The 23629-nt window shown below is 45.1% G+C and carries 22 protein-coding genes, 1 tRNA gene, 1 rRNA gene and 1 other RNA gene; 12 read left to right on the top strand and 13 right to left on the bottom strand.

Going from position 1 to position 23629, the window contains the following annotated elements; genetic code table 11:
- Positions 1-143 precede the first annotated feature (143 nt).
- Together CDZ87_RS14285 and rrf are read left to right on the top strand one after the other, a co-directional pair.
- Positions 144-219 (top strand) — tRNA-Thr (locus CDZ87_RS14285).
- 49 nt (positions 220-268) lie between these two features.
- Positions 269-385 (top strand): 5S ribosomal RNA (rrf, locus tag CDZ87_RS14280).
- Positions 386-470: 85 nt separating this feature from the next.
- Here the strand turns inward: rrf and CDZ87_RS14275 are convergent.
- From CDZ87_RS14275 to leuA, 5 genes are all read right to left on the bottom strand, one after another.
- Positions 471-1253, bottom strand: coding sequence for a DUF547 domain-containing protein (locus CDZ87_RS14275; RefSeq protein WP_100754146.1), 783 nt, complete (start codon positions 1251-1253; stop codon positions 471-473).
- A gap of 109 nt (positions 1254-1362) precedes the next feature.
- Positions 1363-1965 carry a 3-isopropylmalate dehydratase small subunit gene (gene leuD / locus CDZ87_RS14270; protein ID WP_038174283.1) on the bottom strand — a complete coding sequence of 201 codons (603 nt, stop codon included), beginning with the start codon at positions 1963-1965 and terminating at the stop codon, positions 1363-1365.
- A gap of 11 nt (positions 1966-1976) precedes the next feature.
- On the bottom strand, positions 1977-3377 hold the full coding sequence (gene leuC / locus CDZ87_RS14265) for a 3-isopropylmalate dehydratase large subunit (RefSeq protein ID WP_100754145.1): 1401 nt from the start codon (positions 3375-3377) through the stop codon (positions 1977-1979).
- Between the two features lie 66 nt (positions 3378-3443).
- On the bottom strand, positions 3444-4535 hold the full coding sequence (leuB, locus tag CDZ87_RS14260) for a 3-isopropylmalate dehydrogenase (RefSeq protein WP_100754144.1): 1092 nt from the start codon (positions 4533-4535) through the stop codon (positions 3444-3446).
- A 56-nt stretch (positions 4536-4591) separates the two neighbouring features.
- Positions 4592-6139, bottom strand: coding sequence for a 2-isopropylmalate synthase (gene leuA, locus CDZ87_RS14255; RefSeq protein WP_100754143.1), 1548 nt, complete (start codon positions 6137-6139; stop codon positions 4592-4594).
- A gap of 456 nt (positions 6140-6595) precedes the next feature.
- Here leuA and CDZ87_RS14250 point away from each other — a divergent pair, with 456 nt between their 5' ends.
- From CDZ87_RS14250 to ilvN, 6 genes are all read left to right on the top strand, one after another.
- Entirely contained in the window at positions 6596-7123 is a 528-nt protein-coding gene (locus CDZ87_RS14250) for a phosphatase PAP2 family protein (protein ID WP_100754142.1), read from the top strand.
- A 3-nt stretch (positions 7124-7126) separates the two neighbouring features.
- A complete protein-coding gene (locus CDZ87_RS14245) occupies positions 7127-8173 on the top strand; it encodes an MJ1255/VC2487 family glycosyltransferase (protein WP_100754141.1) in 1047 nt (348 codons plus the stop codon).
- A gap of 413 nt (positions 8174-8586) precedes the next feature.
- Positions 8587-9546 carry a transcriptional regulator LeuO gene (leuO, locus tag CDZ87_RS14240; protein WP_100754140.1) on the top strand — a complete coding sequence of 320 codons (960 nt, stop codon included), beginning with the start codon at positions 8587-8589 and terminating at the stop codon, positions 9544-9546.
- 162 nt (positions 9547-9708) lie between these two features.
- On the top strand, positions 9709-11517 hold the full coding sequence (locus tag CDZ87_RS14235) for an AMP-dependent synthetase/ligase (RefSeq protein ID WP_100754139.1): 1809 nt from the start codon (positions 9709-9711) through the stop codon (positions 11515-11517).
- A gap of 439 nt (positions 11518-11956) precedes the next feature.
- Positions 11957-13681 (top strand): acetolactate synthase 3 large subunit, encoded by a 1725-nt coding sequence (locus CDZ87_RS14230; RefSeq protein WP_100754138.1) that lies wholly within the window; start codon positions 11957-11959, stop codon positions 13679-13681.
- 1 nt (position 13682) lies between these two features.
- Positions 13683-14177: an acetolactate synthase small subunit gene (gene ilvN / locus CDZ87_RS14225; protein WP_038174270.1), complete on the top strand. Its 495-nt coding sequence runs from the start codon at positions 13683-13685 to the stop codon at positions 14175-14177.
- Positions 14178-14239: 62 nt separating this feature from the next.
- Here ilvN and serA read toward each other — a convergent pair whose 3' ends face one another.
- The 5 genes from serA to CDZ87_RS14200 all read right to left on the bottom strand — a co-directional run bounded on the left by serA (position 14240) and on the right by CDZ87_RS14200 (position 17564).
- Positions 14240-15469: a phosphoglycerate dehydrogenase gene (gene serA / locus CDZ87_RS14220; protein WP_100754137.1), complete on the bottom strand. Its 1230-nt coding sequence runs from the start codon at positions 15467-15469 to the stop codon at positions 14240-14242.
- A 251-nt stretch (positions 15470-15720) separates the two neighbouring features.
- Positions 15721-16377: a ribose-5-phosphate isomerase RpiA gene (rpiA, locus tag CDZ87_RS14215; protein ID WP_100754136.1), complete on the bottom strand. Its 657-nt coding sequence runs from the start codon at positions 16375-16377 to the stop codon at positions 15721-15723.
- A gap of 60 nt (positions 16378-16437) precedes the next feature.
- Positions 16438-17025, bottom strand: a complete 588-nt coding sequence (locus CDZ87_RS14210; RefSeq protein WP_100754148.1) for a 5-formyltetrahydrofolate cyclo-ligase — start codon at positions 17023-17025, stop codon at positions 16438-16440.
- Positions 17026-17057: 32 nt separating this feature from the next.
- A non-coding RNA gene (gene ssrS / locus CDZ87_RS14205) (6S RNA) lies at positions 17058-17240 on the bottom strand.
- Between the two features lie 15 nt (positions 17241-17255).
- Positions 17256-17564 carry a cell division protein ZapA gene (locus CDZ87_RS14200; protein ID WP_100754135.1) on the bottom strand — a complete coding sequence of 103 codons (309 nt, stop codon included), beginning with the start codon at positions 17562-17564 and terminating at the stop codon, positions 17256-17258.
- Between the two features lie 235 nt (positions 17565-17799).
- On the opposite strand from CDZ87_RS14200, the gene CDZ87_RS14195 reads away from it, so the two are divergent.
- The 3 genes from CDZ87_RS14195 to CDZ87_RS14185 are packed head-to-tail and all read left to right on the top strand — an operon-like array spanning position 17800 to position 20819.
- A complete protein-coding gene (locus CDZ87_RS14195; protein ID WP_100754134.1) occupies positions 17800-18375 on the top strand; it encodes a YecA/YgfB family protein in 576 nt (191 codons plus the stop codon).
- Between the two features lie 12 nt (positions 18376-18387).
- Positions 18388-19563 (top strand): 2-octaprenyl-6-methoxyphenyl hydroxylase, encoded by a 1176-nt coding sequence (gene ubiH / locus CDZ87_RS14190; protein WP_100754133.1) that lies wholly within the window; start codon positions 18388-18390, stop codon positions 19561-19563.
- 23 nt (positions 19564-19586) lie between these two features.
- On the top strand, positions 19587-20819 hold the full coding sequence (locus tag CDZ87_RS14185) for an FAD-dependent 2-octaprenylphenol hydroxylase (RefSeq protein WP_100754132.1): 1233 nt from the start codon (positions 19587-19589) through the stop codon (positions 20817-20819).
- Between the two features lie 40 nt (positions 20820-20859).
- Here the strand turns inward: CDZ87_RS14185 and CDZ87_RS14180 are convergent, their stop codons facing one another.
- The 3 genes from CDZ87_RS14180 to ygfZ form a co-directional block, all read right to left on the bottom strand.
- Positions 20860-21066 carry a DUF1107 domain-containing protein gene (locus tag CDZ87_RS14180; RefSeq protein ID WP_100754131.1) on the bottom strand — a complete coding sequence of 69 codons (207 nt, stop codon included), beginning with the start codon at positions 21064-21066 and terminating at the stop codon, positions 20860-20862.
- 621 nt (positions 21067-21687) lie between these two features.
- The gene (locus CDZ87_RS14175) at positions 21688-22167 is read right to left on the bottom strand and encodes an aminoacyl-tRNA deacylase (RefSeq protein ID WP_100754130.1); all 480 of its coding nucleotides are present in this window, start codon (positions 22165-22167) and stop codon (positions 21688-21690) included.
- Positions 22160-23143, bottom strand: coding sequence for a tRNA-modifying protein YgfZ (gene ygfZ, locus CDZ87_RS14170; RefSeq protein ID WP_100754129.1), 984 nt, complete (start codon positions 23141-23143; stop codon positions 22160-22162). Before ygfZ ends, CDZ87_RS14175 begins: the two co-directional genes overlap by 8 nt.
- Positions 23144-23345: 202 nt before the next feature.
- On the opposite strand from ygfZ, the gene CDZ87_RS14165 reads away from it, so the two are divergent.
- The gene (locus CDZ87_RS14165; protein ID WP_038174259.1) at positions 23346-23606 is read left to right on the top strand and encodes an FAD assembly factor SdhE; all 261 of its coding nucleotides are present in this window, start codon (positions 23346-23348) and stop codon (positions 23604-23606) included.
- The last annotated feature ends 23 nt before the right edge of the window (positions 23607-23629 follow it).

Genomic DNA, 23629 nt, shown 5'->3' with positions numbered 1-23629 from the left:
GATGGTAGTGTGGGGTCTCCCCATGTGAGAGTAGGACATCGCCAGGCTTTAATTTAGTGTTTGCCTTTTACAGGTGAAGACGATAGTTAAAAGAGCCCGTTTGAAAGAGCGGGCTTTTTTAGTCCGCCGGGACGAAAGAACATGCTGATATGGCTCAGTCGGTAGAGCGCATCCTTGGTAAGGATGAGGTCCCCAGTTCGATTCTGGGTATCAGCACCACTTAGAGTATTTTATGCTATTTTTAATAGCCTAAAGTAAAAAGAATTTACTTGGCGACCATAGCGATTTGGACCCACCTGATTTCCATGCCGAACTCAGAAGTGAAACGAATTAGCGCCGATGGTAGTGTGGGGTCTCCCCATGTGAGAGTAGGACATCGCCAGGTTCTTATTTAGACCTCAGCAGCAATGCTGAGGTCTTTTTCATTTCAGAAGCGTAAATAATCCCGTATCGAAGTCTCGATTTTCTAACTATTTCTTTTCGTTTAACGACCAATCATATTCATAATCAACATTTTCTAATGATGATAAAGGTTGATGACGATAACGATTAATATGTTGTTTAAGTTGTGCAGTATTGCCAAAATCATCTGCAAACCACTCATAAATGGATGAGAGTTGAATCCTCTTATCGAGTTCGAGTACACCTTTGTCAGCGTTAATAAATTCTTTGGCTGCCTGTTCAAGAAGTCTTTCAGTGTTCTCTGCGGTAAATGCTTGAGGTTGCAAGTTAGGGCAACCTAAACTTGCGCAGTTGACCGCGTAGTGGGTGCGCGGGTCATTCCAAATCGGTCGGAGAATTCGGTGCTCGATATCATTTAATGTCAGATCTTTACCATTAATCGTAACGACTTCATCTTCCCATGGTCCAAAGCTAAATAGACCACCTAATTTGGTAATTGATTTAATCGGGTATGCGTCGATGATCAGGCTTACTGTAATAGCATTGTAGAGGTTCACCCAATACGCATATTGCTGCGCTTGGCTTAGCTGCAAAGGATCGTGTTGACTTAGGGTCTCGATGTAACGACTGAGATAGGCACTGTCTTTGGCGTTCACGGCGGTGTATCGAAACAGAGCATAATCCCCCTCTTTAATCAGGTAACGGTCGAGTAGCGTCTGCCAAGCTTGATGATCAACCATAGTAGTACTGTTTTCTTGACTGTTATTCCAATACGGCCAGGGGACAGATTGGGGCGCAGAAAGTACATTGAATGAGGCGAAAGAAAGTATCAGAGCAAATAGTTTTTTCATAAAGGTTTCCATCTGGAATATTATGTCATTGTAGACCGTAACAGCGACTATTTACTTTCAATAAAAAAGGTTGGCGTTGGCCAACCTTATTAGTCATTAATCATCGTTATTACTGCAGGAAAGATGGAATCTTCGTTTCAAATTCAGCGATTTTATCCTCGTGTTGCAGTGTTAAACCGATGTTGTCTAGACCATTTAGCAAGCAATGGCGGCGAAAAGCGTCAATCTCAAATGAGTACTCCTTGCCGTTGGCGCGAACTTTATTGGCTTCTAAGTCGACTTCAATCTCTGCGCCTTCATTTTGTTCAACAAACAGGAACAGTTCATCCACTTCTTGTTCTGTAAGACGAACGGGAACCATCTGGTTGTTAATTGAGTTGCCATAAAAAATATCAGCAAAACTAGGTGCGATCATCGCTTTGATGCCGTAATCCGCTAGTGCCCAAGGTGCGTGCTCACGAGAAGAACCACAACCAAAGTTCTCACGTGCGAGTAAGATGGAAGCGCCTTGGTAGCGTGGTGCATTCATAACAAATTCTGGGTTTGGTTGCTCTCCAGCATCATCAAGAAAGCGCCAATCATGGAAAAGATGTTTACCAAATCCCAGACGTGAAACCTTTTGTAGAAACTGCTTAGGAATTATGGCATCGGTATCAACGTTCGCTGCATCTAGAGGGACAACTAAGCCGGTGTGCTGTTTAAATTCTGACATGTTGATTCTCCTTAATCGAACTCACGAATATCGACAAAATGACCCGCAATAGCAGCGGCCGCCGCCATGGCAGGGCTAACTAAATGAGTACGACCATCACGCCCTTGACGTCCTTCAAAGTTACGGTTTGATGTTGATGCACAGCGCTCTTGTGGACCTAAACGGTCATTGTTCATTGCGAGACACATTGAGCAGCCTGGCAGACGCCATTCAAAGCCTGCTTGTTTAAAAATAGTGTCCAAACCTTCCGACTCGGCTTGGGCTTTGACCTGTTCTGAGCCTGGAACAATCAGAGCCTGAACGTGTTGAGCCACTTTTCGTCCTTTGGCGATTGCCGCCGCGGCGCGCATATCTTCAATGCGAGAGTTGGTACAAGATCCGACAAATACTTTGTCGACCTTATAGTCAGACAAGGATTTACCCGCCTCAAGTCCCATGTAAGCGAGCGCTTTTTCTGCAGATGTCTTTTCTACTGGGTCAGCAAAACTTTCCGGCGAAGGAATTGGTTGGTCTACTGCGATCACCTGCCCTGGGTTCGTCCCCCAAGTGACCTGAGGTTTGATGTCGGCGGCGTTGAGTGTTACCACTGCATCGAACTTGGCATCACTGTCGGTCTTGAGGGTTTTCCAGTACTCAACCGCAGCGTCGAAGTCGCTATCTTTAGGCGAGAAATTACGACCTTTGATGTAATCAAATGTGGTTTGGTCAGGCGCAATAAGGCCAGCTTTGGCGCCTAGCTCAATCGCCATGTTACATACGGTCATGCGACCTTCCATTGTCAGGTCAGTAATCGCCTCACCACAGAATTCAACCACGTAACCAGTACCGCCAGCTGCTGTAGTTTTGCCAATGATGGCGAGCACGATATCTTTCGCAGTGATGCCAGAGGCAACTTTGCCTTTGACTTCAATTTTCATGGTCTTGGCGCGTGCTTGTTTAAGCGTTTGCGTGGCTAGAACGTGTTCAACTTCTGATGTGCCAATACCAAAGGCTAGTGAGCCAAAAGCACCGTGTGTAGCAGTATGTGAGTCTCCACACACAATGGTCATGCCAGGTAGGGTGATACCTAACTCTGGGCCCATCACGTGGACAATGCCTTGATATTTGTGGTTAAGATCGTAAAGGGTAACGCCAAACTCTTCACAGTTTTTTGATAACGTTTCCATCTGGATACGTGCCATCTCTCCGGAAGCGTTAATGTCTTTGGTTTGTGTTGAAACGTTGTGGTCCATCGTTGCAAAGGTTTTACTCACTTGACGAACTTTACGACCTTTTTCACGCAGACCGTCGAACGCTTGAGGCGAAGTGACTTCGTGTACTAAATGGCGGTCAATATAAAGAATCGGGGTTTCCCCCTCAGCGGCGACGGCGACGTGAGCGTCGTAGACCTTTTCGTATAATGTTTTACCCATTTCACTATCCTGTGTATGGCTGCTAATAACGGCTTATCAGCAGCGAATAATTATTATGAAATTTATTTAAGAGTTTAAAATGTAGGCTGCGATCTTATCGCCCATCTCTGATGTCGATAATGCTGGTTTATCACCAGACAGATCGCCTGTCAGCTCTCCTGCTGATAACGCTTTAGAGACCGCTGTTTCAATATCTTGTGCAGCGTCTTCTTCGCCCAAGCTGTAACGTAACATTAGTGCTGCCGAAAGAATTTGAGCCACTGGGTTTGCAATGTTTTTACCCGCGATATCTGGTGCACTGCCGCCAGCAGGCTCGTAAAGGCCGAACTGACTTTCGTTTAGGCTAGCAGAAGGCAGCATGCCCATTGAACCTGTGATCATTGCACACTCATCTGAGATGATGTCGCCGAAGATATTGGAACATAACATAACATCAAACTGAGCTGGGTCTTTGATAAGCTGCATTGTTGCATTGTCGATATACATGTGTGACAGCTCAACGTCTGGGTAATCTTTCGCAATCTCTTCGACCACTTCACGCCATAGAATTGAGCTCTGCAGGACGTTTGCTTTGTCGATGGAGCAGACTTTTTTATTGCGCAAGCGCGCGGATTCAAAGGCGATTTTTGCGATACGCTCAACCTCAAAGCGATGGTAGATCTCTGTGTCGAACGCTTTCTCATTTGCGCCTTCACCTTCGCGACCTTTGGGCTGGCCGAAGTAGATACCACCAGTTAGCTCACGTACGACGACGATATCAAAACCGTTGCCGGAGATATCGGCACGTAGAGGCGAAAATGATTCTAAGCCGTTATGGATTTTTGCCGGGCGCAGGTTACAAAACAGTTGGAAGTGTTTACGCAGTGGAAGCAATGCGCCTCGTTCTGGCTGATCGTTTGGCGCAAGGTGTTCCCACTTTGGACCACCGACTGAACCGAATAGAACAGCATCGGATTCTTCACACGCTTTGATGGTGCTTTCTGGTAATGGGCAACCGTGGTTATCAATCGCAATACCACCGACATCGTGCTCATCGCGTTGAAACGTAATCGCGTGTTTCTTTTCAATCGCATCTAACACTTTATTAGCTTGAGCCATTACTTCAGGGCCAATGCCATCACCAGCTAGAACGGCAATTTTGTATGATTTGTCTGTCATGTTAATCCTTTAATTTTTCTCTTGCCCCAGAGTACTCACGTCCCCAGAGCCTCTTTTTATACTGTTGCGATTTTTTTTTGTTTGATTTCTGCGATCTCATCGGCACGATGAATGCTGTTGATGACGTGCAATAGCGCTTGACCTGAGGCTTCAACAATATCGGTTGAAACACCAGTGCCGTGGTATTTTCGGCCCTTATAGTTAGCGATGATGTCCGCTTGGCCTAAACCATCTTCACCTTCGCCTTTAGCGGTCAAATCAAACTTATCTAGCACAATATCATAACCCGTAACACGATAGATACATTGGTAAAGCGCATCCACTGGACCGTTGCCAACCGCCGCTTCAGCGAGCTCTTCTTCGCCACATTGGATTTTGATGCTAGTCGTCGCCATCACGCTGCCAGATTGCACGCTTAAGTAGTTCAATTTGTAGAAGTCATCTTCCTCGCGTAAGTTGGCGAAATGCATTAGTGCTTCAAGGTCATAATCGAACACTTGTCCTTTACGGTCAGCCAGCTTCAAGAAGTCATTATATAAAGCGTCAAGATTGTACTCTTCCTCTTTATAGCCCATTGAATCCATATGGCTCTTCACCGCAGCTCGGCCACTGCGACTGGTAAGGTTTAGCGCTTTGTTTTTCAGGCCAATCGATTCTGGCGTCATAATTTCGTAGGTATTTTTGTTCTTTAGCATTCCATCTTGGTGGATGCCGGAAGAGTGACTAAAGGCATTGGCACCAACGATGGCTTTGTTGCTTTGAATGGGCATGTTGCAAAGCTGGCTCACCAGTTTACTGGTACGGTGGATTTCGTTGTGTTTCAATCTAGTATGCACGCCGAGTAGCTCTTGACGGGTCTTGAGGATCATGGCGATCTCTTCTAGTGAGCAGTTACCTGCGCGCTCGCCAATGCCATTGATAGTGCCTTCGATCTGACGAGCGCCGGCTTGTACCGCTGCAATCGAGTTCGCAACCGACATGCCAAGATCATCATGACAGTGCACAGAAATAATCGCTTTATCGATATTTGGTACGCGGTTGAAAAGGGTTTGGATAATACCGCCAAACTCGCTTGGTACCGTGTATCCCACGGTATCTGGAATATTAATGGTACTCGCGCCAGCATTAATCGCGGCTTCAACCATACGGCATAAATTATCAATCGGTGTACGACCAGCATCTTCACAAGAGAACTCTACATCGTCGGTATATTGGCGGGCGTGTTTAATCGCTTTGACGCCCATCTCGACCACATCCTCGTAGCTGCGGCGTAATTTATCTTGAACGTGTACTGTCGAAGTAGAAATAAAGGTGTGGATACGGAACTGGTCGGCAACTTTGAGCGCTTCGGCTGCGGCGTCAATGTCTTTTGCGACCGCGCGTGAAAGTGCACAGATTCGGCTATTCTTGATATTTTTGGCAATGGTCTGGACGGACTCAAAATCACCAGGCGATGAAACAGGAAAGCCTGCTTCAATGACATCAACGCCGAGCCTTTCAAGCGCATAGGCAATTTGCAGTTTCTCTTTAACCGTCAAACTTGCTGACAAGGCTTGTTCGCCATCACGTAATGTGGTGTCGAAAATAATGACTTGATCGTTCATGCTTACTTCCTTAGTGATTTGATGTGTTTAACATCAGTTAATCGTTTACTTCCATTGCTTAGCTACAAGCTAGGTATAAAAAAACCCGCATCTGAGTGCGGGTTCTGTGTCATTCTGTGTGGTTATTTTTCTTCCACAGCCTACCCGCGCGATTTGGTCACGATAAGGAGGAGGCGCAGCAGGAGAGAAAAACGATTGATCATTGTTAACGATTCCTATTCGGGCGTTAAATAAACCACAAATTTAAGTTAACAAATTAGTACCGCACTCAACTCGTAACGTCAACCTTAAAAGCTATTTTTTATTCATCTAAGCTGAGTTAACGGTGAGCATTCAACAAAATCGGCAGTTCTGTATGAATTGACGCGTGTCATCGAATCTCCGCTAAACCTTCACCAATCTGTCACTCGACCCAATTAAATTTGAAATTCACATGGTCAATACCTGGAGACGGTTATGCGTTCTATCGAACCTATTGCCAAGTTTGATTTGGCATTCTCTCTGTTTTGTTTACAGCACAAGTTTGCCCATCCAGCTTCACGGATAAGTAAAGCGGTTTCTCATACTGGAGATGGTCATCTTTATGCGATGTTTGGCGTGATGGCTTATTGGTTTGGAGGACTCGAAGGCAAACAGTTTCTGATCGTATGTTTACTCGCCTTTAGCATTGAACGGCCTATCTACTGGCTGACTAAAAACCTTTTCAAGCGTCGTCGTCCAAACGAGCTATCGGAGCTGGTTACTTCATTTGTGACCCCTTTTGATCGTTATAGTTTGCCGTCTGGACATACCGCCGCCGCGTTCTTAATTGCTACCGTGGTCAGTGTTTTTTATGCTGATGTGGCATTATTCGCGTATCTATGGGCGATCTTGATTGCCGGCTCTCGAATATTACTCGGAGTTCACTTTTTTACCGATGTGGTATTGGGAGCATTACTTGGTATCGCCTGTGCTCACTTAGCGCTGTCGGTCATGGGAGTTTAGTGGATGAGAATACTCTATGGGGTACAAGGAACAGGCAATGGGCATATTGCGCGAGCTCGAGCGATGGCAGATCATTTAGTCGATCAGGGCTTTGATGTGGATTACCTATTCAGTGGACGTGAGCGGAATAAGTATTTCGCTATGACGCCGTTTGGTGATTATATGACAAGGCGCGGTTTATCCTTTGCCAGTGAGAAAGGCCAAGTCAGTTACCCTAAAACTATACTGAGTAATAATTTGTGGCAGTTTTGGCGAGATGTCCAACAGCTCGATCTCCGCGGTTATGATCTCGTATTGAATGATTTTGAGCCAGTTTCCGCTTGGGCGGCTAAATTGTGTGATATCCCGTCGATCAGTATCAGCCACCAAAATGCGTTTCGCTACCGTGTTCCGCTAAAAGGTGCGAACTGGATCGACAAGCAAGTGATTCATCACTTTGCGCCTGCTCAGTATCATATTGGTCTACATTGGTATCATTTTGACCAGCTGTTACTGCCACCAATTGTCAGCACGCCCAAGGCCAATGTCGGTCAAGACTCATTTGTTTTAGTCTATTTACCATTTGAAAGCATGACTGATATTACCGATCTCTTGCTTCGATTTACTACCCAACATTTTGTTTGTTTTCATCCCCAAGTGATAGAGCCGAGTACTATTGAGAATATTAATTGGATGCCACTTAGCTTCGATGATTTCCACCGTTATCTCACCCGGTGCAAGGGAGTGATTGCTAATGGTGGATTTGAGTTACCTTCTGAAGCGCTAACGCTTGGTAAAAAATTACTTTTGAAACCGTTGAGTGGTCAGTTTGAGCAAGTCAGTAATGTCGCGACCTTAGAAGATCTAGGTTTGGCAACTTGCATGGATTATCTTAATGCCTCGATAGTGCGTAATTGGTTAGATGAAGCCAGTGCCGAGAGTGTGGGTTATCCGGATGTCGCTGCTGCTATTGTTGCTTGGATTAAACAAGGTCAGTGGGAGGATCAGACGAAATTATGCCAAGAGTTGTGGGAGAAAGTCGATTTCCCAAGCTATGTGACTTATCTTTAATACTCTCTCAAATGCTCTCTCAAATACTCTCTCAGCTACTAAATATTGCGCCATTCATTGGTGGTGCTTCTAGATTGAATGGCTTATCCATAAGACAGAATGATAACTAGAGAGACAGTTCGCTCTATCAGAATAATCGCAAATTATTATATATATCTATAAATAACCCGGCTTTATATTTTTTTATGATAAGTCTAACTTGTTGTTATTAAGTGTAAATTTCAAGCTATAGGTAAAAAATACTGATTAATTGTCAATCTTATTGCTAAACGCTAAATGATTCGTAGATAGTAATGATTCGTTACGACACATCTAACAGATAAATACAAATAGATAGATGAAGCACAGGTTTCTATTCCAACCAACTGTCGAATGACTAAACCATATGTTTAAGAATTAATGAGGCTTTGCCGATGATTGACAAAAAAGAGTCCATGAGTGCTATCGCTAGCTACCGAATGGAAAGCACTCTGCGTGGAGTAGATTTAAACTTATTGACGGTGTTTGATGCTGTCATGCAAGAGCAAAATATTACCCGTGCTGCGCACAATTTAGGGATGTCACAGCCAGCTGTGAGTAATGCTGTTGCGCGGTTGAAAGTGATGTTTAATGATGAGCTGTTTATGCGTCAAGGACGTGGAATTCAGCCGACTCAGCGGGCTCGTCAACTGTTTGGACCGGTTCGCCAAGCGCTGCAGCTTATCCGTAACGAGTTACCATGTTCGATGTTTTCTCCTGAAGCATCGACTCGTCTATTTAAACTAGCGATATGCAGCCCGTGTGATATGCGTTTTGCCCCTAAAATTATGACGACGATTCATGACACAGCACCGAATGTTCAACTTCACCTTGATGCTGAGTTTGACCGTCATTTAGCAGAACGTATGCGCTATCAAGAGGTTGACTTTGTGATTGATTACGCTCGTTTTGATGAGCAAGGCTTCTCAAGCACTGAGATTTTTCAAGACGAGTTGGTGGTGGTTACGTCTAAATCACACCCTCGTATTCAAGCTAATGTTACTCCAGAGCGCCTTGTTAGTGAGCGACACGCTAAACTATCGAAAGTACATGGCCAGCGTAGCTTCTCTGAACAAGCGTATCGAGACCTCGATGTACAAGCGTATTATGAAGGCACAAGCTTAAGTAATGTATTGTACGTTGTTGGCCAATCCGAATTAGTCACGATAGCACCACGTTGGATGGTTGAAAATGCCGCCAATAAAGAGCAGTTACAAGTGTTAGCATTCCCATTTGGAAATGGCCAAATTAGTGGATTCCTTAGTTGGCATGAGTCGAGTGAAAAGGATAAAGGTCATATCTGGTTACGTGATCAACTGATGATGATTTGTGGCGATGTGGTGGCATTAAAATAGCCGAAATCAGCGAATGACTTTTAAACCTTGGATGGCGTGCGTTATTCAAGGTTTTTACTATTTATATTGATAACTTTGACGTCCATCAGTTGCCTTTTTTAGTGCGAAATGTACACTTGTGCGCTGATTAAAGCTTACATGTGTAAGCTAAAGGTAATAGAGATGGGCAACCTAGATTTTCATATTGTAAAACGAATCCGAAACCAGATTGCACAACGTGGTGACCGTATTGCACTTAAACATAAAGTCGGCAATATGTGGAACGGCATTAGCTGGAAGCAGTTTGGTCAGCAGGTGGATGCGCTTTCCCTTGCACTATTAGCTCAAGGTATCCGAGTTCAGGACAAGATCGGGATCTTCTCCAACAACATGCCACAATGGACGTTGGCAGACTTTGCCGCATTGCAGTTGCGTGCTGTTACTGTCCCTATTTATCCGACCAATACCGCAGCGCAATCTGCGTACATTTTGCAAGATGCTGATGTCAGAATGTTGTTTGTCGGTGAGCAGGAACAATTCGATGCCGCAGTCGATATTTTCCAACAGTGCCCAGACCTTGAGTTGATTGTCGCGATGTCAGATGACGTCGACTTAGGTAATCACGACTTTGCCATTGGTTGGCAGCAGTTTATTGCCAATGTTGACAGTGACCAGCAGCAAGAGTTGGATGCTCGTCTTGAACAAGCTAACTTTGATGATCTGCTTACCCTTATCTACACCTCTGGCACAACAGGCCAGCCAAAAGGGGTGATGCTCGATTACGCGAACATTGCTGCTCAGCTTGAGGGACACGATGAGCGCCTGAGCTTATCAGAATCTGATGTGTCATTATGTTTCTTGCCGCTATCGCATGTATTTGAACGAGCATGGACGTTTTATGTGTTGTACAAAGGCGCGACTAACTGTTACCTCACAGACACCATGCAAGTGCGTGACGCATTGAGTGAAGTGCGGCCGACGGTAATGTGTGCGGTACCGCGTTTCTACGAGAAGATCTTCTCAGCCATTCACGAAAAAGTCGCCAAAGCGCCATTTATTCGCAAAGTGATGTTTACTTGGGCAGTCAATATGGGCGCTAAGATGGCGCTTTGTCATCAGCAAGGTCGTAAACCTTCGCTGTTATTGAAACAGTCGCACGCTTTAGCGGATAAAATCGTACTTTCCAAATTGCGTGCTCTGCTGGGCGGTAATATTAATTTTATGCCGTGTGGTGGCGCTAAGTTAGACGAGACCATTGGCCGCTTCTTTCATGCTCTTGGTATCAACGTTAAGCTCGGCTACGGCATGACAGAAACTACCGCGACCGTATCGTGTTGGGATGATAAGTGTTTCAACCCAGACTCGATTGGTATGTCTATGCCAGGGGCTCAGGTTAAGATTGGTGACAACAACGAGATTTTAGTTCGTGGTCCGATGGTCATGCGTGGCTATTACAAAATGCCAGAAGAAACGGAAAAAACGTTTGATGAACATGGCTTTTTGAAGACGGGTGATGCAGGCCATATTGATGAAAACGGTAACCTTTTCATTACCGACCGTATCAAAGAGTTAATGAAAACTTCTGGTGGCAAGTACATTGCCCCACAAATGATCGAAGGGGCGATTGGTAAAGATCACTTTATTGAACAAATTGCCGTGATCGCTGATACCCGTAAATTTGTTTCAGCACTTATTGTGCCTTGTTATGACTCTTTAGAAGAGTACGCAAAAGAGCTCAATATAAAATACCAAGACCGTGTTGAGTTGATTAAGCATCACCAAATTGTTGAAATGCTAGAGAAGCGGGTTAATGGGTTGCAGAAAGAATTGGCCAAATTTGAGCAGGTCAAAAAATTTAAACTACTGCCTAAAGCTTTTTCTATGCATGATGGGGAGCTGACTCCTACTCAGAAACTGCGTCGCAAAGTGATTAACGACAAGTATCAAGACGAAATTGAAGAAATGTACACGGATAAACACGATAAAAAGTAGTTTCCGCTGAGTTAAATTATTAACTGATTAAAAATCCCCCTGCAGGTTTTGTCGCTTGCTGGGGGATTTTTTATGCCCTTAAACTCGAAGAGGTTGGCCATTTCATTCGCCGCCTTCACCGTTACCCAAGTAAAATAATAGCGTGAATTTTTCTTATTTAATGGTTTATATAACTATTTATGTGTTAATTGGCCAATCTATCGTTCAATTATGCGTGGTTAGTTAGGATTAAGTTCAAACTGAGACAAACATCGCATTAGACCCGTTGCTAAGAACGCGTTACATTTGTTGCGTTAGCTTGCTTTATGTTACCAATAAGCAAGACATAGCCGAAAAAGTGGAAGTATTTCGAATTAGGCTACGAATAAGCCCTAGACTATGAAAAACCAGACCATTGCGTTGACCTTACACAATGACAAACTGGTTAAGGAGAAAAAATATGACAACAATGTTATCCGGCGCGGAGATGGTTGTTCAATCTCTGATCGAAGAAGGTGTTGAACAGATCTTTGGTTATCCAGGCGGATCTGTTTTAGATATTTACGACGCGCTTCATGCGAAAGATGATCAAATCAAGCACGTTCTGGTGCGACATGAACAAGCCGCAACGCATATGGCTGATGGCTATGCACGTGCAACAGGCAACCCCGGCGTGGTGTTAGTGTGTTCAGGTCCTGGTGCGACCAATACTATTACTGGTATTGCGACAGCTTACATGGACTCAATTCCAATGATCGTTGTCTCTGGCAACGTACCCAATAACATGATCGGTACTGACGCCTTCCAAGAGTGCGACATTGTTGGTGTTTCTCGTCCTGTGGTAAAACATAGCTTTTTAGTTAAAAAAGCAGAAGACATCCCAGAAACGGTCAAAAAAGCCTTTTATATTGCGACAACGGGTCGCCCTGGTCCGGTTCTTATCGATTTGCCTAAAGATGTTATGAATCCACTTAACAAGCTACCTTATGAGTACCCTCAATCTCTGTCGATGCGCTCATACAAGCCGACGACAACGGGTCACAAAGGCCAGATAAAGAAAGGCCTCAAGACACTGCTTGAAGCGAAAAAACCCGTATTATATGTTGGTGGTGGCGCTGTTATTTCTGAAGCTGAGCAGCCTCTGATTCAGCTTGCTGAAATGCTTAACCTTCCAGTTGTGAGCACCTTGATGGGATTAGGCGCTTTTCCCGGTACGCATAAAAACTCACTGGGCATGTTAGGTATGCATGGTTTGTATGAAGCGAACATGGCGATGCACGAAGCGGATCTTATCTTTGGCGTTGGGGTTCGTTTTGATGATCGAACTACCAATAACCTAGAAAAGTACTGTCCGAATGCGAAAGTGATGCACATCGACATCGATCCTTCTTCGATCTCTAAGAATGTGAAAGCCGACGTTCCGATTGTGGGTTCTGCCGATAAAGTACTGCAAAGCATGGTTAGCTTGCTTGAAGAGCAGGGCAGTCGCAATGATCAAGATGCCTTAAATCGCTGGTGGGATAACATACAATTGTGGCGTGACCGTCAATGCCTTTCTTACGAGAAGTCGCCAGAGCGTATTAAGCCCCAGCAAGTTATTGAAACTCTGCATAAACTAACCAATGGCGATGCCTATGTGGCGTCAGACGTTGGCCAACACCAAATGTTCGCAGCCCTCTATTATCCGTTTAACAAACCTCGTCGCTGGATCAATTCAGGCGGCTTGGGCACGATGGGTTTTGGTTTACCTGCAGGGATGGGGGTGAAATTTGCCAAACCTGATGAGGAGGTTGTAGTTGTGACTGGGGATGGCAGTATTCAAATGAATATCCAAGAGCTATCAACCGCGTTGCAATATGACATCCCAGTTAAGATAATTAACTTGAACAACCGTTTCTTAGGCATGGTCAAGCAGTGGCAAGATATTATTTATCAAGGTAGACACTCTAACTCATACATGAGTTCCGTTCCCGATTTTGCCGCCATCGCTGAAGCGTATGGTCATGTCGGTATCCGCATTGAAACGCCCGATCAACTCGAAGCCGGTCTTAAGCAAGCGCTAGATATGAAAGATCGTTTGGTATTTGTTGATATCAATGTAGATGAGACCGAGCATGTTTATCCGATGCAGATTAAAGGCGAAGGTATGGACAAAATGTGGTTAAGCAAAACGGAGAGAACTTAATATGAGACACATTATTTCACTACTATTAGAAAACCAACCCGGCGCTTTGTCTCGTGTGGTTGGCTTATTCTCTCAACGTGCTTACAACATTGAATCTTTGACCGTCTCTCCGACCGATGATGAGACCTTATCGCGCCTGAATATTACCACTATCTCTGATGATATGGAGCTTGAGCAGATCCAGAAGCAGCTTAATAAATTGATCGATGTGCTAAAAGTTCAGGAAGTGACAGAGCTGGATCATATTGAGCGTGAGCTAATGATGGTTAAGGTCAAAGCAAGTGGATTCTCGCGAGCAGAAGTTAAGCGTACCGCAGATATTTTCCGAGGCCAAATTGTCGATGTGACTGCTTCTCAGTATACCGTCCAAATGGCGGGCACGAGTGAAAAGCTTGATGCGTTTATTCAGGCGATTTCAGAAGTCACTGAAGTGATTGAAGTTGCGCGTAGTGGTGTGGTCGGGATTGCTCGTGGTGAACGGGCTTTAAAGCCATAACACCCTGATTATAATAAAAACCACCGTTATTACGGTGGTTTTTTGCTTCTAGCTATCTGTGCTTAGTGTAGGATACGTGCACGAATGGTGCCTTCGATTTCTTTCAGTTTTGCCAAGGCTTCTTCAGAACGTTCTGTTTCAACATCAATAACAACGTAGCCAAAATCTGCCGCTGTCTGTAAGTATTGACCTGCAATGTTAATGTCTTCTTCAGCAAAAATAGTGTTAATTTGCGTGAGGATTCCAGGACGGTTTTGGTGGATGTGCAGCAAACGTGAACAATCACGGTGCTCAGGTAGTGATACTTCAGGGAAGTTTACACTTGAAAGCGTTGAGCCGTTATCTGAGTACTTGGCCAATTTGCCCGCCACTTCAACACCAATGTTCTCTTGAGCTTCTTGCGTTGAGCCACCAACGTGTGGGGTCAAAATAACGTTGTCGAATTTCTGCAGTGGCGAATCAAAGCGGTCTGCATTGGTTTTAGGTTCGGTTGGGAATACATCGATAGCTGCGCCAGATAAGTGGCCTGACTCTAAACTATGACAAAGCGCTTCAATATCAACGACAGTGCCTCGTGCGGCGTTGATAAAGATCGAACCTGGCTTCATACGAGCAAACTCCTCAGTACTCATCATATGCTTGGTTTCTTGTGTTTCAGGTACGTGCAAGGAAATGACGTCACACTTATTGAGTAACTCACTCATGGTTGTTATCTGGGTGGCATTACCGAGAGACAGTTTGTTTTCGATGTCGTAGAAGTAAACACGCATGCCGAGGTTTTCAGCGATGATGCCTAACTGAGTACCGATATGACCGTAACCAATAATACCCAAGCGCTTTCCGCGTGCTTCATATGAGTTATCGGCGCTCTTTTTCCAAATCCCACGATGAGCAAGAGCGTTCTTTTCTGGAATACCACGCAACAGTAAGAGGATTTGACCAAGTACCAGTTCCGCAACACTACGTGTATTGGAGAATGGGGCATTGAAGACAGGGATACCGCGTGAAGCTGCTGCGTTGAGATCAACTTGGTTGGTACCAATACAGAAACAACCTATCGCCACTAGCTTTTCAGCGGCCTCGATCACTTGCTGGGATAGGTTAGTGCGTGAACGAATACCGATAAAGTGTACATCTTTTACCGCTTCTAATAGCTCATCTTCAGCGAGAGAGCCTTTATGGTATTCAATATTGCTATACCCCGATGCTTGAAGAACTTCTACAGTTGATGGATGTAGACCTTCAAGCAAAAGTATTTTTATTTTATCTTTTTGCAGCGAAACTTTGGCCATTGTCTTCTTCCTTAAAGTGGGGAAATTGGGCTTAACTGGCGCACATTGGGCAAAAACAGATAAAGCAAACGTTTTGATCTGCGCTTAGCGTTACGCAAACGTTTTCCTTGTGCGTCTTCTGAACATTACGTTATCAAAAAAAAAACAATTTGGGTAAGAAAATTACGGAATAAGGCATAATTTTTATTATCTCAAATGAAAAAACGGCGCCGAATGGCGCCGCTTGTAATGAAACAACAAAAAATCGCAAGTTACTCTTCGATTTTTGCGCCTTCAGGTGTACCTGTGATGACGACGTCAGCGCCGCGGTGAGCGAACAGACCAACCGTTACGACACCAACAATAGAGTTAATCTTATCTTCTAATGCTTTTGGATCTGTAATTTTAAGGTTATGTACATCTAGGATTACGTTACCGTTATCAGTGATCACACCTTCGCGATAGGCAGGGTCACCGCCGAGTTTAACCAGTTCACGTCCAACATAAGAGCGTGCCATTGGAATGACTTCGACAGGGAGTGGAAATTGGCCAAGAACATCAACTGCTTTGGTGTTATCGACAATGCACACAAATTTATCAGAAATAGCAGCGACAATTTTTTCACGAGTAAGTGCCGCACCACCACCTTTGATCATGTCGCGTGTCGAGTTAATTTCATCTGCACCATCAACGTAAATATCCAGCGCCGCGACTTCATTACAGTCAAAAACTTCGATGCCTAAGCCTTTTAACTTTTCAGTCGACGCTTCTGAGCTTGAAACTGCACCTTTGATATCGTCTTTCATAGTTGCAAGTGCATCGATGAAGTGATTAACGGTCGAGCCAGTACCAACACCAACAATGCTGTCTTTTTCAACATACTTAAGTGCTGCCCAACCAGCTTCTTTTTTCATTTCATCTTGAGTCATGCTCATCTCCTAAAGCGGTAGTAATATCGTTTGCGGCGCGATTATATCGTCAAACTAGCTCTATTCCCAATCCCAGATCTGGCTTGGGGTCACTATTTTGGGTAGTGGAACGTCCCAAGACTCGACAGGCAACTCATCGACATGTTGGCAATCGTGCGCGAGTCCAATCGGTTTTGGCCCTTGTTGAGACGCAAACCAAGGAGCAAGAGTGCGGTCATAATAGCCGCCGCCCATACCGAGTCGATGGCCATCTTGAGCAAATGCCACCAGCGGCGTACAGATAAGGTCAAGTTGCGCTGTGGGGATAATTTGAGTCACATCGAGTTTAGGTTCGGCAATCGAGTAACGATTGTACACCATCGGAGTCGTCTTCTCGTAGCGCAGGAAAAGCAGATGGCCCGATGAAAAGGGATGAATAACCGGTAAGTAGATGTGTTTACCTTGTTGCCACAACCATTCGATCAGTGGCTTGGTATCAATTTCACCATCAGCGGTTAGGTACACGGCAATGTGCTTAGATCCGGCCACTTCAGGCAGAGCAGAAAATTGATGGGAGAGGTCGACGCTCGCCAGATATTGTACATCACTACTGAGCTGATTGCGCTTATGGCGCATTGCGCGGCGAAATTGTTGTCGTGATAAAGTCATGGTTGTACCCATTATGTCAGGGTACCAAATTGGAATACCCCAGAGTGCCGTTGGAGATATCGACCCTTGAACCAGCTGGTTCAAGGCGGATCAGCAGAGATAACCGTAGGCTTCTCGGTTCAAGCCGAGCTTGCTCAATAGCTATCAAGTACCAACCCTTAGGTATTGCTTATCGGCTCAGGGACTTAATCCCCTCACGCACACTCCAGGGTAAATTCTTATTGTAAAGCTTACTGCTGTCCTGGCTTCACTTTACTGATTGCACTGTCTATCGATGCTGAGAGCTGTTCCATGCGCTCAAAAAGTGCGTCTTGTTTCTGCTTTGAGTCATTGTCACGTGTTTCAAGTTCATGACAAAAGTTTAGCGCAACAAAGGTAAGAAGTTGTACTTCGTTGGTAATTTTTGTCTTAGCTGCCATATTTTTTAGGCGTTCATCGAGATGTGCTGCAGCCTTGATCAAAGACTCTTCTTGTCCTGCTGGGCAGTTCACCACAGTTAGCTTGCCTAAGATTTCAACTTCTACCGCTTGATTGCTCATATCGACTCTATATCTATTGCTTGAGGTGATAAGCAGATAATCACCGAAGGGCAAACTATAGAAAAAGGTCTATTAAGATTCAAGCTTTTCCCTAACGCAAATCCAAATCAGCGTGCAATCACACAGTAATTGGGCAATTTGTGCAAAAGCTGCCCACAATTGGTCAATCGCTCGTTTTCGCTCGCTTTAGTAAATGGTACGATTGAAGATATTTTTCCTAATTTAGGTCATTGTAATGAGCGACACCAATCTACCTGATTATCTGACATTTGCCAGTGAGCTGCAGTCTGCTGGCTTGGCGATCAACCCTGCGGAGTTACATGGTTTACTTGTTGGTATGTTAAGTGGCGGTCTCAATCTTACTGATAAAAGTTGGCAGCCAATGGTGTTCGACTATGTCAGTGAAGGAATGGGGTGGCCAAGCAAAGTCTTGCAAATCGCCACTGCGACGTTGGATGTTTCAGTCGCAGACCTAACCGGCTCTGGTATGGATCTTGAACTACTGCTGCCAGACGAAGAAACCAGCGCAACATTATTTGATGTGGCAGAGAGTTTAGCCGATTGGGTTAATCATTTTATCTCAGGTTTAGGCTTGGTAAATAGCAAATTGAACAAAGCATCGAGCGATATAAAAGAAGCGCTTGCGGATCTTGAAGAGATCGCGAAACTCGGTATTGATGAAGATGATGATCTCACCGAGCAAGGGCATCTTCTTGAGCAAGTGATTGAGCATGTAAAAGCGTGTGTCTTGACTATCCATGCCGAGTTTGGTCAAAAAGTGCAAGTTCAATCAACGCCTACGATTCATTAAATCGGTACTCCTATGAAGCAATTTGATGTGATCATCGCCGGCGGTGGAATGGCAGGAATGACGTTGGCGTTGGCGATTAATAAATTGTCACCCTCGCCATTATCGGTTGCTGTGATTGAGCCTTTCAAAGTGGATCATCTGGCCCATCCTGGCTTTGATTCACGTTCAATTGCGCTTTGCTATGGGACGGTTGCTTTACTGAAACGGCTTGGTCTATGGCATGAAATCAGCAAAGTAGCCACTGCGATTGAACATATTCACGTGTCTGATCGTAATCATGCAGGCATGACGGATATTACTCGCCAACAAGTGGGGTTAGAGGCTCTGGGCTATGTAGTTGAGCTTGCGGATATTGGGCGGATTTATCATCAACTGGTTGAGCTTGATCCACACATCACTTTAATCACTGCGGCGGTTGAACGCGTTGAACGCGATCAACTGCATGTCTTGCTGACTTTAGATAATAAGCTTGAGCTGGAAGGGCAACTCCTGGTTGCTGCGGATGGCGCTGGATCGACGTGTTGTCAACAACTAGGGCTTGAACTGAACGAGCATGACTTTGAGCAAGTCGCTGTGATTGCCAACATTACCGCGCAGCAGCCCCATCATGGCCGCGCTTTCGAACGTTTTACCCAGTCAGGTCCGGTGGCGCTATTACCGATGTCGCAGCAGCGTATGTCTTTAGTATGGTGCCTGACGGCGCAAGATGCTGACGCTATGATGCACGCGAATGATGAAGAGTTTCTTCAACAGTTGCAAAGTGCGTTTGGTTGGCGTTTAGGGGCGTTGAATAAAGTCGGTCAACGAGCGTGTTACCCATTGATTTTACGTTATCGAGAACAAACGGTCTCACACCGTTTCGCTGCGCTAGGTAACGCTGCGCAAACTTTACATCCGATTGCGGGTCAAGGGTTTAACCTTGGTATTCGTGACGTGGTTAGTTTGGCCGAGACCATCGCACAATTTTCTGATGATCCAGGCTGTTACCATGGGCTCAAGTGCTATAAGCAGGCGCGTCAAGATGACCGCAAGGCAACCATTGCGATGACATCCAGCTTAGTGCATCTGTTCTCGAATGATTATATGCCACTGAGGCTAGGGCGAAATATTGGGTTATTTGCCATGGACAATGTCACATTATTTAAAGCCCCTCTATTACAAAGAACGTTAGGTTTAGTCGCTCGTTAACTGCGGCAAAAAGGACAATAGAAATGATGCAGAGTGTAGATATCGCGATTGTTGGTGGTGGCATGGTCGGTTTGGCGTTGGCCGCCGCATTTAAAGAGACGGATCTACGCATCGCCGTGATTGAAAGTCGTACGCCTGAGCATGAATTGACACAATTACCGGATGTGCGTGTCTCTGCGTTGAGTCGTTCAAGTGAAGTGATGTTGCGTAACCTTGGCGCGTGGCAAGGTATTGTTGCCCGTCGTAGTGCTCCCTATAGGGCAATGGAAGTGTGGGAGCAAGATAGCTTTGCGCGGATAGAGTTTGAGGCGCAGCAATTAGCTCAACCCGACCTAGGGCATATTGTAGAAAACCGCGTGATTCAGTTGGCGTTACTTGAACAAGTCAAACAGCAAAGTAATGTCTCTTTATTTATGCCCGCTAAATGTGCCTCAATGGCGATTAGTGAGCGTGAAGCATGGTTAACGCTTGATAATGGCCAAGCACTTACTGCCAAGTTGGTGGTCGGCGCTGATGGAGCTAACTCGTGGGTGAGGAAACAGCAAGATATTCCATTAACTCATTGGGATTATGGTCATAGTGCGATTGTGGCTAATATTCGCACCGCAGAGCCTCATCAACGTGTGGCGCGTCAAATCTTTACCCCACAAGGACCATTGGCGTTTTTGCCCTTAGGTGAAGAGGATCTCAGCTCAATTGTCTGGTCGACCGAGCCGAATCGTGCCGAGCGACTTGTTGCGATGAGCGAGGGTGAATTCAATAAGGTACTGACAGCAGAATTTGATCATCGCTTAGGTTTGTGTGACGTGGTTGGAGAACGTTTCGCCTTCCCACTTAAGATGCGTTATGCACGTGATTTCGTGGTACAGCGCGTTGCTTTAGTGGGCGATGCCGCTCATACCATTCACCCTTTGGCCGGGCAGGGGGTGAATTTAGGCCTGTTAGATGCAGCTTGCTTAGCTCAAGAGGTGCTAGAGCTTCATCAACAAGGCGAAGACTTTGGTAGTCAACGCAACCTGAGAGGCTATGAGCGCTGGCGTAAGGCCGAAGCGGCGAAAATGATTGCTGCGATGCAAGGGTTCAAGGATCTGTTTGAAGGTAACAACCCTGCGAAGAAGCTGATACGTGGTATTGGTATGAAGTTCGCCGCTCAATTGCCAGGGGCGAAAGATGAAATCATGAAGCGCGCACTGGGGTTGAAGGGGCATTTGCCACATTTGGCGGTGCGGTCTGAGTTTAAGTCTCCGATGTTGTAAAAGCAAAAGGGTTGGCAGTGCCAACCCTTTCTATATTCTGTTATGCGTAAGCGCAGCGCAGTCGCATTACTTCTTTATTTATCTCTTTAACGGCTTTGAAATGTCGGCTCTCTGCCTTTGCTGGCAACATCAGTTTGCCATTATCAAACTCAAATTTACCTACCCCGTATATATAAATTCGTCCTTTAAACAGTCGGCTGATGTGTTTAGCAATCATACCTGGTGTATAGCGCTTAAACAGTCTCATACGTCCTTCCTTATTAGTTAGCAAGCACTGCAGATTATACGTATTTACCACCGTTAATAGTGTGATTTTTATGGTGGAATATGCAGTAAAGACAGTTTGGATTGGATATTTGTGTTGCTGTAAGCAAAATAACGGATAAATATCCACTCAACTGTGATAACTCCCTCATTTATGTTCTGTAGTTGGAACTTAAAATAAGTATTGAGCAGGGACTATTAAGCCCAATATTTATGACACTTTTAAGAATAGTTGAATTTTTCCTGTTAAGTGTGAAGTTTTTGTAAAAATCGATGACAAAAAAAGCCCGCTAAAACGCGGGCGAATAGTCACAGATGCATTACACAAAAAGTGGATGTCCTGAAATAATCAGTGGATACACTTTTTTGTTGGAGAAGGATTCACGAGGTTTTGATAAGTATCGCTTAGCAAACCTTGTGTCGTACAGAAAAATGAGATCTGGACGAACTTGGACCAACACAGAAAGCATACTGCATAAAAATAACCATGACTACTTATGCTTTGTAAGTGAATAATAATATATTCAACCTTTGGCTAATACTGCGAAGTTGATCATGTGAGGATGTAATGCTTTGCAATCGGAGGTAAGGAATATCTGTGAGGTTATGATTCGCGGCATATCTCGCCGATGATCGGCTGACACAATTGAACCAGATCGTGGCACGGTAAAGCAATGCCCGCCATATTTGAGCCGCTGCTGATGGTGACTTCGGGCTCGTTAAGTAATTGCCGATCAAACACCACTATCATCGGTGTTTTAAGTAAAATAGGTACAACCGTACCAATTTGATAACCCGTTAGGCTAGCAACCTCTTGTATCGAAACACAGGTCATTCGTCGCCACTCAAGTAGCGATCGAACCTTTTTCGGATCAACCGAACGATTACCTGGAATGCAGGCAATGGCATAACGATGGCTCATATCGCGCAAGACTATTGATTTGACCATTTGTTCTGGGCGAATTCCACGTTGTTTGGCGGCATCATCAATCGTTGTTACGGGTGTTTGATGAGGCAGCAAACGAAAAGACACCTGCTGCGACCCAAGATATTGAGTGATATGAGTGGAAATTGGTTTAGTCATTGTCTACCAAAGAGTAAGGCAATTCGGCGAAATGCCATACTTGCTCTGGTTGGCTCTTTAATCGCAGTTGTGTATCACTGTCTAAATTATTCGGTAGGACGACCAAGGCCAGGGCTTGATTGTCGCTAAAACGATAGCTGGCAAGCAGTTTACCGGCGCTGCGCCAATTGTCACCCACCGCGCGCTCTAGCTCAGCACTCTGCACGATATCGTGTTCGGCTGCCCCTTTAATAACAAAGAGAGCTCGTTTATTGATGCCGCGGTACTTAGCGCGCGCTACGGTTTCTTGACCTGTGTAGCAACCTTTACTAAAGCTAATTCCACCAAGCGCGTGAAGGTTAAGCGCCTGAGGAATGTGCTCGTTTTGCTGCTCAGCTGTGAGCAGTGGCAGGCCTGCTTGAATATCAAGAAGCGTCCATAATGAGTGATCGACTTTCTCAGCATGACTGGAGGTTACCAGACTGGAGGTTACCAGTTGCTCTGCCGCTGCCGGAGTAAGTAGTAATAGCCAGCGCAGAGCATCAATCTTGACGGCCGTTCCACCTTCAACTACACGAACATCGCCCGTTTCTGGTGATAGGCTATCAATCAAAGCGCTCGCGTCATTGCCCATCACACCCAGAGCAATATCATGACTGTGGGCAAACTCAACCTTGGCAAAAATGGCGTATTTCTTTAGCTCGGCTAACTCTTTTTCGATCAGACTTGCGGGCTGAAACATCGCATAACCTTGGTTATGGTGAAACAAGCGAAATGCGCTCCACACTTTGCCTTTGGCATCACAGTGTGCGCCAAATGTGGCTTGATGTGGCTCCAGAGTGACAACATCACAGGTGATCTGTCCTTGCAGGTAAGATTTCTTATCTTGCCCTTGGACAGTAATAGCACCCCATGTGGTGAGAGGAGCAATGGCCAGTGAGGGAAGTGCGTCACTTGATGTCAATTGCAACGGCGCAAAATCGTTTTGCCAATCCATGATGATTACCTAATTAAGTCGATATTGCTGCTATGTTATCGCCGATCACGGGTGATAAACAACCTTTTGAGTAGTGTGTCAATTTTACCCGGGATAAGGATGAAAATTTCGAGTCTCGTCGGGAGTGTGACTGGCGCACTAGTTGTCTGCGGTTTTGCTTGTTACACTCGCTCCACACAACCGATATTGGTGAGGAATTACAATGTATACCGCAGAAGAAAAAGCGCGTATTAAATGGGCATGTCGCCGCGGAATGTTAGAACTTGATGTCGTTATTATGCCGTTTTTTGAAGAATGTTTTGAAGGGTTACAAGAAAACGAACAGCGTGATTTTGTTTCGCTACTCGAATCTGATGATCCGGACTTGTTTACTTGGATCATGGGGCACGGTCGCAGTGAAAATCTAGGCCATGCTGCCATGGTAGATAAAATTGTCGCTCACAACCTCAGCAAAGTGCGTTAGGGTAGTTTTAACGCCTTCACATT

Origin of the sequence: Vibrio salilacus, assembly GCF_002811245.1 — a bacterium.
Classification (GTDB): Bacteria; Pseudomonadota; Gammaproteobacteria; order Enterobacterales; family Vibrionaceae; genus Vibrio; species Vibrio salilacus.
The sequence above is the reverse complement of the archived record's forward strand: the minus strand, read 5'-3'. Positions and strand labels throughout refer to the sequence as shown.